We start from the raw sequence: 14,672 nt of genomic DNA on the forward strand, positions 1-14,672 counted from the left end.
GCGAAGGCGGTGATCAGCCGGTTGACCTGGGCGCCGGTGGTGGCCGGTGAGATCAGCATCATGTTGTGAAAGGGCGCGATCAGCATTAGTGTACTCGAGTTTGGCTTGGCAGCTTGTCTCATGCCGTCAGCCTTGCCGCAACCGTGGCGAAGGCGGTGATCAGCCGGTTGACCTGGGCGCCGGTGGTGGCCGGTGAGATCAGCATCATGTTGTGAAAGGGCGCGATCAGCACGCCCTGGTTGACCAGCGCGACATGGATAGCCGCCTCAAGCTCCGGCGCATGGGCAGTCTCGGCTTCGGCGCCGTTCCTGAGCGGGCCAGGGGCGCAGATGAACTCGACGCGGGCGCCGACGCGGGCGACATGCCAGGGCAGATTGTAGCGATCGATGACGCCGGTCAGCCCGGCATCGAGCCGCAGGGCGAGGCGATCCATCCGGGCATAATTCTCCTGCGTCATCACCTCTTCGAGCGTTGCGCGCATGGCTGCGAACTGCAGCGGGTTCGCCGACAGCGTCGTGCCCATGCCGGAATAGCCCGGCTCCTTGGTTCGATTGTAGTCGGCATAGCGCGAGGCGACCTCGTCGCTCATGCCCCACACGCTTGCCGGCACGCCGCCGGCGATCGGCTTGCCCAGCACGAACAGGTCGGGCTGCAGCCCGAATTTCCTGGTGTAGCCGCCGGGTCCAGTCGAAATCGTGTGCGTCTCGTCTATCAGAAGCAGCGTTCCGGCCGCGCGCGTCAGTTTGCGCAAGGCGTCGTGAAAACCCGGATCGGGCAGCACCATGCAGGAATTGGTCAGCACCGGCTCAGCAATGACGCAGGCGACATCCTTGTCCTTGAGCGCTGCTTGCAGCGCGGCGACATCGTTGAATTCAATGACCTTCGCCGTCTTGGTCAGGTCGCGAAACTCACCCGCCAGCCCCGGCCGATTCACGGGCTTGCCGTCGACCATCCGGACCATCGTCTCGTCGACCGAGCCGTGATAGCAGCCGTTGAAGACCAGTATCTTTTCGCGGCCGGTGACGGCGCGGGCGACGCGCAGCGCGAAGCGGTTGGCGTCGGTGGCGGTGGTGGCGATCTGCCAGAACGGCAGACCGAAACGCTGTGTGAGCAGCGGCCCGATGGCCAGCGCATCTTCCGAAGGCAGCATATAGGTCAGGCCGCGCCCGGCCTGGCGGCGGATGGCGCGCGCCACCGGCGGCGGCGAATGGCCGAACATCGAGCCGGTGTCACCGAGGCAGAAATCGTCCAGCCTGTTGCCGTCGATATCCGTGATGGCGGCGCCCTTGGCGCTTTCGACCAGGATCGGGAATGGCGTCGGCCAGTCGTTCATCCAGTGCATCGGCACACCGCCGAAGAAGCCTGGCAGGCCGTTACCGACCTTGGCCTGCGATTTCGGCCGCGCCTTGCGGAAGGTGTTCGCCTCGCTTGTCCGCAATGCAGCGATGCGGTCACGGCTGATACCGCCGATGGACGCCTTTGAATAACTGTTCGTGCTGTGCATGAAATCCCTCTCGGCCGGCACACTACCCAATTGGCGACGGCAACCGCAATTGGCCGTGTTGGTGCGCTGCATTGGGTCAGCAGCAAGTTCGGCAGACTTGACCTTCCGGCGCAGTCGGGCGCCAATGCGATCGGGTCTGTGGTTTGGGGAGAAAAATGCGGACGATCATCTGCGCTATTGCGCTACTCTTGTCGGCCGCTGCGGCTTCCGCATCGGGCGGCGTCTGGTGTTCCGTCGATGACAAAGCGGTGCAATTCGAGGTCGGCGCCGGGGTCACCAGAGGTATGGGCGGCCCGACCTTCAATTTTCGCGGCGATCTCGAGATACTTGGCCGGCCGGAAGGCGACAGTCTGCGCAAGACCGTCTTCGAGGATTCCGACCTCACCCAGTACTGGCTGGACGACAAGGAGTTGCGGCTGAACGTCTACCACGAGCATCAGCTCGGAGATAAATTCAACTCTGTCGAACTGACGATCCTGACCAAGACCAGTGACGAGGGCGTCTATGACGGCCGGTACACGCTTGCCGTCTACGACAACGCCGCCGACACGGAACAGGACGGCAAGCCGAAAGAATTGACCGGCAAGGTGTCGTGCGGAGCCGAATAGGTCACGCCGAGATATCGATGACGCCGCAGTCGCCGGCGGCACTGCCGAAGGCGACCCGGCGCTCTTCCTTATCCCACATCATCGCGGTGATGGCGCCCTTGCCCGGGCGGCGCAACAGCACCTCTTTGGCATCGGTAAAGCGCACCGCCATGACCATGCCGTCATCATAGCCGACGGCGACGACATCCTGGCTCGGATGGCAGGCAACCGATGTCACCATGGCGTTGCCGCGCGTGCCGAGCTCCAGCGGCGCCTTGCCCATCGGGCCGTCCTTGCCCGAAAACGGCCAGACGATCGCCGCCGGCGCGCCGGAACTCGCCAGCCATTTGCCCTTCACGCTCCACGACAGGCTTTTGACCTTGCCGGGATAGCCGGTCATGCGCATGTGCTTGCCGTCGGCGAGCTTCCAGCCATGCAGCGCGTTTTCCTGCATGGTGGTGACGAGGAAGGCGCCATCCGGCGAGAAGGTGACGCCGGTATGGGCACCGGCCCATTCCAGCTCCACCGGTCTGCCCTCGGCGGCCGGGAAATGCAGCGTCGCGCCATTGTAGCGGGCGACGCCGAAGCGTATGCCCTTGGGGGAGAAGGCCAGCCCCTCGACCGAACGCGGATGGGCAAACTCTTTGGTCTTGCCGTCGGCAAAGCGCACGAACGCAGTCTTGCCTGTGGCATAGGCGATAGCGCCTTGCGGCCCGGCGGCGACGCTGGTGATCCACTTCTTGCCGGCGCTCGCCAATTCGCCGACGGTGCCACCTGCGGTGACAGCAAAAATCTTGCCGTCCTCGCCGCCGGTGATCAGGCGGTCGTTGGCGGCGTCATGGAACGTGGAGAGCAGGCCGTCATTGGCCTGAATTGCCTTGTGGCCGTTGTCGAGCCTATGAACTGTCCCATCGGCCAGCGCAAAATGCGGCACGTTGTCGAGGAAGACGGCGGCAAGGCAGTGACCTTCCAGGTCGAGGGGAGCAACTGTGGGCATCAGGACCATTCCAATGAAGCTGTCACCACTCCCGGGAAGCCATTGAGGCGGCCAGGCCTGGCGTCAACCTTCCCCTTTGTGGGAGAAGGTGGATCGGCGCGCAGCGCCGAGACGGATGAGGGGTGTTGGACGGATCGCCGTCGGTGCCGAGCTGGAGCACCCCTCATCCGACCTCGCTTCGCGAGGCCACCTACTCCCACAAGGGGAGAAGGAAGAGCGGGCAGCGCTAGCGCCATAGAGTCCGGAAATCAAGCCGCCTGGCAGGCGTCAAAGCTCTTCTTCAGCCGTTCGGCGTCAAGCTCGCGGCCGATGAACACCAGCCGGCTCTCATGCTTTTCGCCGTCTTTCCAGGCGCGCTGGTGGTCGCCTTCGATGATCATGTGCACGCCCTGGATGACATAGCGCTCGTCGTCGCCCTTGAGCGCGATGATGCCTTTCAGCCGCAGGATGTTGGGACCTTCCATCTGAGTGATCTTCTCGATCCACGGGAAGAATTTCTTCGGGTCCATCTCGCCGCCGCGCAGCGACACCGACTGCACGGTCACGTCATGGATGTCGGAGGGATGCGCGTGATCGTGATGATGATGGTCGTGATCATGGTCGTGGTGATCGTGCCCGTCATGGTCATGGTGGTCGTGATCATGATCGTGCGCCTCGAGGAAATGTGGGTCGTTCTCCAATGCGCGCGACAGGTCGAAGGCGCCGCGGTCGAGCACTTCCGACAGCGCCACGCCGGCGCGCGTGGTGCGGTGGATCCTGGCCGCCGGGTTGATGGCGCGGATGGTGGCTTCGACCTTGGCCAGCTCTTCGGGCGTCACCAGATCGGTCTTGTTCAGCACGACAACATCGGCGAAGGCGATCTGGTCCTCGGCTTCCTTGGAATCCTTCAACCTGAGCGGCAGGTGCTTGGCGTCGACCAGGGCCACGACAGCGTCGAGTTTGGTCTTGGAGCGCACGTCGTCGTCCATGAAGAAGGTCTGCGCCACCGGCACAGGATCGGCGAGGCCGGTGGTCTCGACGACGATGGCGTCGAAGCGGCCGGGACGGCGCATCAGGCCTTCGACGACGCGGATCAGGTCGCCGCGCACCGTGCAGCAGACGCAGCCATTGTTCATTTCGTAGATTTCCTCGTCGGATTCCACGATCAAATCATTGTCGATGCCGATCTCGCCGAATTCATTGACGATGACGGCATAACGCTTGCCATGGTTTTCCGACAGGATGCGGTTGAGCAGCGTCGTCTTGCCGGCGCCGAGATAGCCGGTGAGAACGGTCACGGGGATTTGCGTCTGTGCTTCGCTCATATCTTGCCTCGAAATGGCTGGGCCACGGAATTGCGGGCCGCAAGAAGGGATTGTTGGCCTGATATAGGATGTGTGCCGGCCTTTTGCACGAGGCAAACCGCCTGGGTGTTTGACCCAGGATTGACGAAGCGGATGGGTAGACCCGAGAGGCCGAGTGCGAGGGATGCCGACCATCAACGTGTCGCCGGAAACGCCTCTTCGTTGACCTGTGCTGAGCCGCGCCGCGTCAAACCGTTGCAATCGCCTTGGCGGAAACTCGTTTGTCATCTAACTGAAATAAACATCTGGCATCACCATTTCGAGCACCACAAATGCTTGCCGGCAAAGCTGTTTCGAAAGCCGGAATCTTTTGGATCGTCGATTGCCAACCGGCCGGCTGCGTCTATGCTGCACGCACCGGTACGGCCGAAGAGGGATCACCATGGCCAAGGCGGACAAGACTGCAACGATGAGCCGGCTGCATTCGGCGGCAAGGCTGGCAAGGACCGCGCTGGCGGCGCGGCTTCTGGCGCACGGCTTCTATGCCGGCCAGGACCAGATCATGCTGACGCTCGACCGCGAGGACGGCCAGACGCCCGGCAATCTCGCCGGCCGCCTCGGCGTGCGCCCGCCGACCATCACCAAGACCATCAACCGGCTGCAGGCCCAGGGCTTTTTGGAAAAGCGCGCCTCTTCCGCGGATGCACGCCAGGCGCATATCTTTCTCACCGACACCGGCCGCGAGATCATCCACGCCATCGAGAAGTCGGTGAAGAAGACCGAAAAGCAGGCCTTGAAGGGCCTCGACAAGAAAGAACAGAAGACGCTGTTCAAGCTGCTCGCCCGCATCGAGGCCAATTTGTCGAACGAGGAGCTGGTGCTCGTCGACGACGACGCCGACATCGACGACTGACCGGCACGGCGGCCGCGTGTCTTGAGCTAGGCCGCCACCGAAGGGCCGCGCACCAGCGCCGACCAGCGGCCGGGCGTCAGGCCGAATGCTTTCTTGAAATGCCTGTTGAAATGACTCTGGTCGCTGAAGCCGGCGCCAACGGCAATCTCGGCCAGCGGCTCGCCCACCTCGATCATCCGTCTTGCCTTTTGCAGCCGGCGCATCAGCAGGAACCGATGCGGGCTGGTGGAATAGGTCGCGCGAAAATGGCGTGACAGCGCATAGCGGTCGAGCCCGGTGACGGCTTCCAGCTCATCGGAACGAACGGACCGCTCGGCATTCTCCTCGAGATAGCCGCGCGCCAGCGCTGCCGCACGCGAGGCCGACTTCCCCATCGGCTTTGCTTTCTGTCCCGCATGACGCCCCAGATGCTGCGCCAGCTCCGCAACGAAATCGGCGACGAACAGCTCGTCCAGTTCCTCATAGAGCGGCGACAGGGCCGAAAGCAGCGTGCCACGCAAGGCAGGATCGCTGACCACAGCATCCCTGACGAAAGGCAGCGGCGCGCCGTCGAGGCAGTCGAGCAGCAGTGAGGGTTCCAGATAGAGGATCCGGTAGCGCAGACCATCCTCGGTCCCGGCGCCGCCATCGTGCACTTCGTCGGGATGCAGCACGATAACCTGGCCGGGCAGGCTGTGGTTGACAGTGCCCCTGTAGTGGAAGCGCTGCACACCGGAAAGCGTCACGCCGACGGCAAGTGTATCATGACGGTGTAGGTCGAAGGCGTTGCCATGGAAATGCGCCTCGATGCGCTCGATGCCGGTGCTGCCTGGCGCCGAGACGATCCGGTCTTCATCCGCGCACGAACGTCCAAGACCCTGTGTCGCCTCACCGTCTAGATCGTGCGTCATCACCTATCCCTGCCCTTCATGGGCGTGCTCCGGAGTCCTCATTTTGGTGTTCGATACCAAATTTGCAATCGTGCTGCGGGACGATCTCGCCGTCTGGCAAAAGCTCAACGTCACGGCCTTCCTGACCAGCGGCGTCGTCGCGCAATTCCCCGACACTATCGGCGAACCCTACCGCGACCGCGCCGGCAACCTTTACAATCCTCTGTCGATCCAGCCGGTCATCGTGCTTTCGGCCGATGGGCCGACGCTCAACTCCATCCACCGGAAGGCGCTGGAGCGGGGCGTGACGGCGTCAGCCTATGTCGAGGAGATGTTTGCCACCGGCTTCGATGCGGCCAACCGCGCCGTCTTCGCCGAGTTCGGCCCTGAGGACGCCAAGATCGTCGGCATCGCGCTGCGTGCCGACAAGAAACTCGTCGACAAGATCACCAAGGGCGCCCGCATGCACGCCTAATTCAGCAGGAAGCGTGTAACGGCGCTCATGAATTCAGTCGGCCGCTCGACGTTCAGCATATGGACGCCCGGAAGCAGTGTAAGCGTGGCGCCGGGGATGCTGGCTGCGATCGCCTCGCTGTGGCTTGCCAGCGTTACCTTGTCGTCTTCTCCACCGATCACCAGAGTGGGGGCGGTAATGAGGGAGACAGTCCGGCGCAGATCGCAATCGCGTACGGCGGCGAAGCATCCCGCGAGACCTTGGGGCGGCGTCGCCAGGACCATCGCGCGGAACGCGTCGACGGTTTCGTTTGGGCCGGCAAGCATCGAGGCGGGAAACCAGTTGTGCATGAACATGTCCGCGGCGGCCGACATGTTGCTCGCAGCAAGGACAGTACGGATCTGCTCGTCAAAGTAAGAAGCCGGCCCGAGATGTGGCGAGGTGTTGGAAAGGATGAGACGCTCGATGCGGTCCGGGGCATGGATACCCAGCCACTGCCCTACGAAGCCGCCCAGCGACAGCCCGCAGAAATGCACGCGGGCGATCTGAAGCGCATCCAGCAACTCAAGGACGTCGCGGCCCAGCCGATCGAGCGAATAGGCTCCGGCCGGAGCATCGGAACTGCCGTGGCCGCGCAGATCATAGCGCAGCACCCGGAAAGATCCGGCAAATTCCGCAAGCTGCCGGTCCCACATATGCAGGTTCGTCGCAATGGAATTCGAGAGCACAAGCACAGGGCCGGCCCCCGCCAGCTGATAGGCGATCCGGCAGCCGTCGCCCGTCGTAAAATAAAGCGTGTCAGTCATCTGGTCCTCATCTCACCCTGGCGAAAGGAGTTCGATGCTCCCGCCGCCCTTTGAATGAGCCACCCTAGGCCTCGTAATTATCCAGGAAAATTACTATGATTGGACAATCTCAGTAGGTTTTGGCGATAATGAATGGTCTGAAACTCCACGACCTACGGTGCTTTGACGCCGTGGCAAGCGAGGGCAGCTTCCAGGCGGCCGCCCTTGCCTTGAACCGATCGCATCCATCCGTCTTCGCCGCTGTCGCACGCCTCGAGCAGTTGCTCGGGCTCACACTTCTCGACCGCAGCGGATATCGGGTGGGGCTGACGGAGGCGGGCCGCGAGTTTCACGCGCGAGCGCAGCTGACATTGCGCGAGCTCGACCATCTGCGAACCTATGCGGGCCAGTTGGCGAGTGGCGAGGAGACGGTCCTGCGTGTCGTCATGGGTGATCTCTGCCCGCGACCGCAAATCCTGCGTATGCTCAGCGGCTTCTTTGCCGAACGCACCGGGACACGCCTGCACCTGGAGTACGAGGCGGTCGGCGGTCCGCTCGAACGGTTGATGGAAGGCTCGGCTGACCTCATCTTCCATCGCGCGGATCCTTCCGATCCGCATCTCGAGCGGATCGATCTCTGCGCGGTGCCCCTCGTGCCGGTGGTGGCGCCTGGGTTCCTTCCGTTCGCGCCTGGCCGCGAGATTGCGCCGGAGCAGATGCGGCCCTTCACCCAGTGCGTGATCCGCGACACGGCGCGGCGGCCAGCGCCGGAGAGCTATTTCCTCATCGACGGTGCGCATCAGTGCTCGGCGCCGGATCATCTGATGAAGAAGGAACTGATCCTTCACGGACTGGCCTGGGGCCATCTGCCGGCATGGCTGATCGAGGACGAACTGCGGGATAGGAGGCTGATCTCGATCGCTGGTGCACATCTGCCCGGCCGGACGGAGATCCTGGCGGCGGTGCGCCGGCGCGACCGACCGCATGGACCCGTCGCCGAGGCGTTGTGGCTTCATCTCCAGGCGCAAGTGGCATCCGACGGCAAAGCACCGGATGTCAGAACGTCGCAGCGGAACGCAAAGCGCCTTAGCTGGCATCGGATCGGCCTGCGCTGAACCTGTCTCAGACGCCTGTTGTGCCAGTCGCTTTTGGCTTGCCGGGCGCAGGCGATTGCCGCAAAGGTTAAGCGTTGATCCTCCCTGCCCGGCCTGACATTTGAACGTTCCCGCAAAATCAGACGAAAGCGCAACGCCGCCCGCGGCGATGCTGTTCATGCTTTCGACCTATGTCTTTTTCACCTTTCTCGACACCTCGAGCAAATATCTGGTGCTGGCCGGCGTCTCGGCGCTGATCGTCGCCTGGGCCCGCTTCACCGTCCATGTCCTGCTTGTCGGCGTCTTCCTGCGCGGCTGGCGCGAGCCGTCGCGCTTCCGCGCCAACAATTTGCCGGCCCACATCCTGCGCGGCGGTCTGCTGTTCGGCTCGACCATGTGCAACGTCATGGCGCTCAAAACGCTTCAACTGGCCGAGACCACCTCGATCTACTTCTTCGGGCCGATGGTGATCACCGCCCTTGCCGGACCGCTGCTTGGTGAATGGGCCGGCTGGCGGCGCTGGCTGGCAATCCTGTCGGGCTTTGTCGGCGTGCTCGTCATTACAAGGCCGGGCATCGGCGTGTTCGGCATCGGCCATCTTTTCGCGCTCGGCTCGATGCTGTCGAACAGTTTTTACGTCATCATGACGCGGCGGATGTCAGCCAGCGAAACCTCGGAAAGCCTGATCCTGTTTTCGGCGCTGGCGCCGGCCGTGCTGCTTCTGCCGATGCTGCCGTTCTCGCATGGGCTGCCGCAGGATGGCTGGCACTGGTTCATACTGGTGATGCTGGGCGTGTTCGGCGCCGGCGGCCACTGGCTGCTGGTGCAGGCCTACCGCCTGGCGACTACCACGGCGCTGGCGCCGTACCCCTATTCGCAGATGGTCTGGATGATCCTGTCCGGCTGGATCATCTTCCACCAGTTCCCCGACCGCTGGACGCTGGTGGGTGCTGCCATCATCGTCGCCAGCGGCCTTTACATCATCCATCGCGAGCACCGTTTGCGGCTGCGCAATCGCACGACCGTCGATGCCGAGGCGGAGGCGCTGGCGAAAAAACTTTGATTTGCTCCGAATCCGATGGCATAACGCCGCATTTAAAAAATTTTAAAAAAACTCGGGGAGCGAAGGGCTGGCACAAAAGATCAAGCTTTCGACGATCGCGGATGCGCTTGGCGTGTCCACGGCCACGGTCTCCCTCGCCTTGCGCGACAGCCCGCTGGTCGCCGGCGCCACGCGTGACCGCATCAAGGAACATGCGCGGGCCATCGGTTATATCTACAACCGCCGCGCCGCCTCACTGCGCACCTCGCGCTCGGGCATTGTCGGCGTCGTCGTGCATGACATCATGAACCCGTTCTTCGCCGAGATCCTGCGCTCGATCGAGAGCGAACTCGATCGCAGCCGGCAGACCTTCATCCTGTCCAATCACTACGACCAGCTGGAAAAGCAACGCACCTTCATCGACACGCTGCTGCAGCTCGGCGCCGACGGCGTCATCATGTCCCCGGCCATCGGCACGCCGGCCTCCGACATCGTCATGGCCGAGGAAAACGGCCTGCCGGCGGTGCTGATCGCACGCAGCGTGGAAGGCGCCGACGTGCCGGTGTTTCGCGGCGACGATGCCTATGGCACGGCACTTGCCACCAATCATCTGATCTCGCTCGGGCACAAGCGCATCGCCATGATCGGCGGCACCGACCAGACCTCGACCGGGCGCGACCGCTACCAGGGCTATCTCAACGCCATGGAGGCCGCCGGGCTTGAGGTCAGGCCGTCCTGGCGCATCGCCGGGCCGCGCACCAAGCAGGGCGGATTCGAGGCGGCTGGACAGTTTCTGGCGCTTAAAGACAAGCCAACCGCCGCTTGCTGCTGGAATGATCTGGTCGCCATCGGCCTGATGAACGGCATTGCCCGCGCCGGCCTGGTGCCGGGCGCCGACATCTCGGTGACCGGCTATGACGATCTCGAGGAGGCGGCAATCGCGACACCGGCGCTCACCACAGTCTGGAATGGCCAGCGAGAGGTCGGCCGCCGTGCCGCCAGCGCGCTGCTCGACAAGCTGAACGGACAGGCGGTACGGCCGTCACAGGAACTGATCAAGCCGGAACTGCATGTGCGCCAGTCGACCGGCAAGCCGGTGGAGCGTGCATGACCAAGACTGATGCGTTGCAGACCGTCGCCGTTCTGGTGCCGGGACATTTCAACGACCATGCGGTCGAGCGCATCGACCGCACCTTCAAGCGGGTCAAGATAGAGCGCGCCGATCCCGCCCTGGTCACCGAGGAGATGCGCCATGACGTGCGCGCCATTGCGTCCTTTGCCGGCGTCAATGCAGCATTGATGGATGCATTGCCCAACCTCGAACTCATCGCCTCCTTCGGCGTCGGCTATGATTCGGTCGATGCCGGCCATGCGGCCAAGAAAAACATCATGGTCACCAACACCCCCGATGTTTTGACCGAGGAGGTCGCCGACACCACGATCGGCCTTTTGCTCAACACCGTGCGTGAACTTTACAACGCCGAGAAATGGCTGCGCGACGGCAGTTGGGTGAAGAAGGGCAACTATCCCCTGAGCCGGCTGACCTTGCGCGGTCGGCATGTCGGCATTTTCGGCATGGGCCGCATCGGCCTTGCCATTGCGCGCCGGCTGGAAGCGTTCGGGCTGCCGGTGGCCTACCACAACAGGCGCAAGGTCGAAGGTCTGGCTTATGAATACCACCCGACGCTGAAGGGCCTTGCCGAAGCGGTCGATACGCTGATTTCCGTAGTGCCGGGCGGCGCTTCCACGGAGAAGGCGGTCAATGCCGAAATCCTGGCGGCGCTTGGCGCCAACGGCGTTTTCGTCAACATCGGCCGTGGCAGCACGGTCGACGAGGCAGACCTCGCCGCAGCGCTTGCCAACGGCACCATCGCCGCGGCCGGGCTCGATGTTTTCGCCGATGAACCGAATGTGCCCAAGGCTTTGCTGGAGGCGCCCAACACCTCGCTTTTGCCCCATGTCGGTTCGGCCTCGCACCACACGCGCCGCGCCATGGCGGATCTGTGCGTCGACAATCTGGTATCCTGGTTCAGCGAGCGCCGGCCACTGACCCCGGTGCCGGAGACGGCGCAAGTCAAGCCACGAAGCTGAGCGGCTGTCTGCCACACTCGTTAACGTCGGCTTAACGCTTTGGAATCATTCTGCATCTGCGCCGGGGGGCGCGGAGTGCAAGATGACGAAACTTCCCGCATTGATTGCGGCAGCGGCACTTTTCGCCGGCTTTCAGCTGTTTCACGGCGGCAGCAGTGAAAGTTCGGCCAATGAAGCAAGGCCGGCAACCACCTTCAGGCTGGTCGCCAATGGCGACGAAGGCGACTGCGCGGTTAGCCGCGGCGCCGCGATTGACGATGGCCTGTCGCTGTTGACCGTGGCGCCGAACTGCCGCGGGTTGCTGCCGGGGATCGAGCGGGCAAAATTCTGGCGAGAGGGCGAGGACGGCACGATCGCGTTCAGCGCCGACGGCACCGACCCGATCGTCACCTTCTCGGTTGCGGATGGCGACGGCTACGAATCCTACGCTCCGGCCACGCCGCTGCTTTCGCTGGCGACAACCGGCGAACGGGATCAATCCGCCGGCAATTGATCGTCGGGATTTATTCCGCCGCCGCCCGCGCGCCGGCCTTCGCCGCCGCATGCAGCCGCACCGCATCGCCGAAGGCGCGGAAGATCTTGGCCGAGTTGTTGTCCGACTTGACCCAGTATTCGGGGTGCCATTGCACGCCGACGGCGAAGGCGCGGGCGTCCTTCACCGAAACTGCCTCCACCGTGCCGTCGCCGGCAACCGCCTCGACCTGCAGCTTCGAGCCGAGCCGGTCGATGCCTTGGCGGTGCAGCGAGTTGACCTTGATGTCGCCGGCGCCAAACACGCCGGCCAGGCAGCTGCCCGGCTTGATCGAAATGGTCTGGTGAATGGCGAAGCGTTCGTCCTGGTTGTCGCTCACCGGCGCGCGATGGTCGAGCGAGCCTTCGCGCTCCTGGATCTCGGCGCCAAGCGTGCCGCCCAGCGCAACGTTCAACTCCTGGATGCCGCGGCAGATGGCAAGCAGCGGCACGCCGCGCTCGATCGCCTTGCGGATTAGCGGCAGCGTGGTGGAATCGCGCGCCGGGTCGTAGGGGCCGTTGGCTTCGCTGGCGTCGCCGCCATAGAGCGATGGATGCACGTTGGACTTCGAGCCAGTGACCATGACACCGTCGACCGAAGACAACAGCTCGTCGAAGTCGAGCCGGTCACCGAATGACGGCACCAAAAGCGGGAACACGCCGGCGCCGGAAAGTGCTGCCTCGATATATTGCTGCGGGACGGCATGCCAGGTGTAGTTGTCGAACTGACGGACGTCGGTTGATATGGCGACGAGCGGCTGGTGCATTTTGGGTCCGGATTCCATTTGGCGCGAAGCGAATAGCTATTGTGCCTGCAAAATAGGCGATCCGAAGGCGCTTTTCCATGGCAAGTTTCGCCATCTCGCATGGGCCACGCGGCGAACGTTAGACTATAGTTGCAGGCTGGCCGGCCGGCCCGCGGATTTGTCGCCAGCGCCGCCGTCAAATCCCGCCACCATGCTGGACTCGACCTTTTGCCCGTGTATTGTTTCGGGCAAATCGATACCGGACGTGAGGAGATGTCCCTGATATCGGTTGTTGGTCCAATAGGGAGGAACTGCATGGATCGTCGTTCATTCATCCGCAAGGCCGGGGTCACCGGCGTGGGCGCAGCGGCGGCTGCCGCTACGCTAGCCGCACCGGCAATCGCCCAGTCCAATCCGAAAGTGACGTGGCGGTTGGCGTCATCCTTTCCCAAGTCACTCGATACGATCTATGGCGGCGCCGAAGTCTTCTCCAAGATGCTGTCTGAGGCGACGGACGGCAATTTCCAGGTCCAGGTCTTCGCCTCCGGCGAACTCGTGCCCGGCCTGCAGGCCGCCGACGCCACCACTGCCGGCACCGTCGAGGCCTGCCACACGGTGTCATACTATTATTGGGGCAAGGACCCGACATGGGCGCTCGGTGCGGCGGTGCCGTTCTCGCTCAACGCGCGCGGCATGAACGCCTGGCACTATCATGGCGGCGGCATCGACCTGTTCAACGAGTTTCTTGCCACGCAGGGTCTTTTCGGCCTGCCCGGCGGCAACACCGGCGTGCAGATGGGCGGCTGGTTCCGCAAGGAGATCAACACCGTCGCCGACCTGTCCGGCCTCAAGATGCGCATCGGCGGCTTTGCCGGCAAAGTGGTGCAGAAGCTCGGCGTCGTGCCGCAGCAGATCGCCGGTGGCGACATCTATCCGGCGCTGGAAAAAGGCACGATCGACGCCGCCGAATGGGTCGGCCCCTATGACGACGAGAAGCTCGGCTTCTACAAGGTCGCGCCCTACTACTATTATCCCGGCTGGTGGGAAGGCGGCCCGACCGTCCATCTCTTGTTCAACAAGGCCAAGTACGAGGAGCTGTCGCCCGCCTACAAGTCGCTTGTGCACACCGCCGCGCAGGCGGCGGACGCCAACATGCTGCAGAAATACGATTTTCTCAATCCTGCGGCGGTGAAGCGGCTGGTGGCCGGCGGCGCGAAATTGCGCCCGTTCAGCCAGGACATCATGGCCGCCTGTTTCGAGAAGGCCAATGAGGTCTACACCGAAATGGAAGCCACCAACGCACCGTTCAAGAAGATCTGGGACTCGATCAAGGGCTTCCGCAAGGAGCACTATCTGTGGGCGCAGGTGGCCGAGTACAATTACGACACCTTCATGATGGTCCAGCAGCGCAACGGCAAACTGTAGGCTGGGATCTGTCCCTTCTCCCCGTCCCTATACGGGGAGAAGGTCCCGGCAGGTGGATGAGGGGCGGCGCAAACTTCGGCGATCGATCGCCTTGGGCTTGGTAGCCGCCCCGAAATTATAGCTTATTTTTCCGAGCGTTGACGCTACCCCTCACCTGCCTGCCGGTGTCCAGCCGATAGATGGGTAACACTTTGAACCGGATACATAGGTGACACTTCTCTCCCTATGCGTCCGCCGCAGCGCCAAGCGGATTGGTTGGCGCGGCGCTGCGGCGGACAAGCTTCATATGCCGTGTGTCGATGATGCCGAGCGGGTGGGCATGGAATGAGAGTGTCCATTGTCCGTCTTCGGTCTCCAACGCAGCGACCGGTT

15 protein-coding genes and 1 pseudogene are annotated in these 14,672 nt (G+C 63.2%); 9 read left to right on the forward strand and 7 right to left on the reverse strand.

Annotation, left to right across the window (positions count from 1 at the left end):
• Positions 1 to 118 precede the first annotated feature (118 nt).
• On the reverse strand, positions 119 to 1,504 hold the full coding sequence (locus NKJ77_RS31815; protein ID WP_023815962.1) for an aspartate aminotransferase family protein: 1,386 nt from the start codon (positions 1,502 to 1,504) through the stop codon (positions 119 to 121).
• A gap of 155 nt (positions 1,505 to 1,659) precedes the next feature.
• On the opposite strand from NKJ77_RS31815, the gene NKJ77_RS31820 reads away from it, so the two are divergent.
• Positions 1,660 to 2,112 carry a hypothetical protein gene (locus NKJ77_RS31820; RefSeq protein WP_023683507.1) on the forward strand — a complete coding sequence of 151 codons (453 nt, stop codon included), beginning with the start codon at positions 1,660 to 1,662 and terminating at the stop codon, positions 2,110 to 2,112.
• A 1-nt stretch (position 2,113) separates the two neighbouring features.
• On the opposite strand, the gene NKJ77_RS31825 is transcribed toward NKJ77_RS31820, so the two are convergent.
• Complete coding sequence (locus NKJ77_RS31825) at positions 2,114 to 3,088, reverse strand: WD40 repeat domain-containing protein (RefSeq protein ID WP_023815964.1); 975 nt, start codon at positions 3,086 to 3,088, stop codon at positions 2,114 to 2,116.
• Between the two features lie 248 nt (positions 3,089 to 3,336).
• The gene (locus NKJ77_RS31830; RefSeq protein ID WP_023739647.1) at positions 3,337 to 4,392 is read right to left on the reverse strand and encodes a CobW family GTP-binding protein; all 1,056 of its coding nucleotides are present in this window, start codon (positions 4,390 to 4,392) and stop codon (positions 3,337 to 3,339) included.
• 421 nt (positions 4,393 to 4,813) lie between these two features.
• Between NKJ77_RS31830 and NKJ77_RS31835 the strand changes: the two genes are divergently transcribed.
• A complete protein-coding gene (locus tag NKJ77_RS31835; RefSeq protein WP_023694717.1) occupies positions 4,814 to 5,284 on the forward strand; it encodes a MarR family winged helix-turn-helix transcriptional regulator in 471 nt (156 codons plus the stop codon).
• 26 nt (positions 5,285 to 5,310) lie between these two features.
• On the opposite strand, the gene NKJ77_RS31840 is transcribed toward NKJ77_RS31835, so the two are convergent.
• On the reverse strand, positions 5,311 to 6,174 hold the full coding sequence (locus NKJ77_RS31840; RefSeq protein WP_352536337.1) for an AraC family transcriptional regulator: 864 nt from the start codon (positions 6,172 to 6,174) through the stop codon (positions 5,311 to 5,313).
• Between the two features lie 46 nt (positions 6,175 to 6,220).
• Here NKJ77_RS31840 and NKJ77_RS31845 point away from each other — a divergent pair, with 46 nt between their 5' ends.
• On the forward strand, positions 6,221 to 6,628 hold the full coding sequence (locus NKJ77_RS31845; protein ID WP_352536338.1) for a DUF2000 family protein: 408 nt from the start codon (positions 6,221 to 6,223) through the stop codon (positions 6,626 to 6,628).
• Here NKJ77_RS31845 and NKJ77_RS31850 read toward each other — a convergent pair.
• Entirely contained in the window at positions 6,625 to 7,413 is a 789-nt protein-coding gene (locus tag NKJ77_RS31850) for an alpha/beta fold hydrolase (RefSeq protein ID WP_023689240.1), read from the reverse strand. The genes NKJ77_RS31845 and NKJ77_RS31850 overlap by 4 nt on opposite strands.
• 128 nt (positions 7,414 to 7,541) lie before the next feature.
• Between NKJ77_RS31850 and NKJ77_RS31855 the strand changes: the two genes are divergently transcribed.
• From NKJ77_RS31855 to NKJ77_RS31875, 5 genes are all read left to right on the forward strand, one after another.
• Positions 7,542 to 8,507 carry a LysR family transcriptional regulator gene (locus tag NKJ77_RS31855; protein ID WP_023689239.1) on the forward strand — a complete coding sequence of 322 codons (966 nt, stop codon included), beginning with the start codon at positions 7,542 to 7,544 and terminating at the stop codon, positions 8,505 to 8,507.
• A gap of 157 nt (positions 8,508 to 8,664) precedes the next feature.
• Positions 8,665 to 9,549 (forward strand): DMT family transporter, encoded by an 885-nt coding sequence (locus NKJ77_RS31860; protein ID WP_032886143.1) that lies wholly within the window; start codon positions 8,665 to 8,667, stop codon positions 9,547 to 9,549.
• A gap of 67 nt (positions 9,550 to 9,616) precedes the next feature.
• Positions 9,617 to 10,639: a LacI family DNA-binding transcriptional regulator gene (locus NKJ77_RS31865; RefSeq protein ID WP_023671355.1), complete on the forward strand. Its 1,023-nt coding sequence runs from the start codon at positions 9,617 to 9,619 to the stop codon at positions 10,637 to 10,639.
• Complete coding sequence (locus NKJ77_RS31870; protein ID WP_023671354.1) at positions 10,636 to 11,619, forward strand: 2-hydroxyacid dehydrogenase; 984 nt, start codon at positions 10,636 to 10,638, stop codon at positions 11,617 to 11,619. The genes NKJ77_RS31865 and NKJ77_RS31870 overlap by 4 nt, the downstream gene beginning before the upstream one ends.
• Before the next feature lie 82 nt (positions 11,620 to 11,701).
• Positions 11,702 to 12,112, forward strand: a complete 411-nt coding sequence (locus tag NKJ77_RS31875; protein WP_023683514.1) for a hypothetical protein — start codon at positions 11,702 to 11,704, stop codon at positions 12,110 to 12,112.
• Between the two features lie 10 nt (positions 12,113 to 12,122).
• Here the strand turns inward: NKJ77_RS31875 and NKJ77_RS31880 are convergent, their stop codons facing one another.
• The gene (locus tag NKJ77_RS31880; protein WP_352536339.1) at positions 12,123 to 12,896 is read right to left on the reverse strand and encodes a gamma-glutamyl-gamma-aminobutyrate hydrolase family protein; all 774 of its coding nucleotides are present in this window, start codon (positions 12,894 to 12,896) and stop codon (positions 12,123 to 12,125) included.
• Positions 12,897 to 13,190: 294 nt separating this feature from the next.
• Between NKJ77_RS31880 and NKJ77_RS31885 the strand changes: the two genes are divergently transcribed.
• On the forward strand, positions 13,191 to 14,300 hold the full coding sequence (locus tag NKJ77_RS31885) for a TRAP transporter substrate-binding protein (RefSeq protein WP_023671351.1): 1,110 nt from the start codon (positions 13,191 to 13,193) through the stop codon (positions 14,298 to 14,300).
• Positions 14,301 to 14,523: 223 nt separating this feature from the next.
• Here NKJ77_RS31885 and NKJ77_RS32470 read toward each other — a convergent pair.
• Positions 14,524 to 14,672, reverse strand: a pseudogene (locus NKJ77_RS32470) (integrase); the annotation flags it as partial.

This window comes from Mesorhizobium sp. M0052 (assembly GCF_040323255.1).
GTDB lineage: Bacteria > Pseudomonadota > Alphaproteobacteria > Rhizobiales > Rhizobiaceae > Mesorhizobium.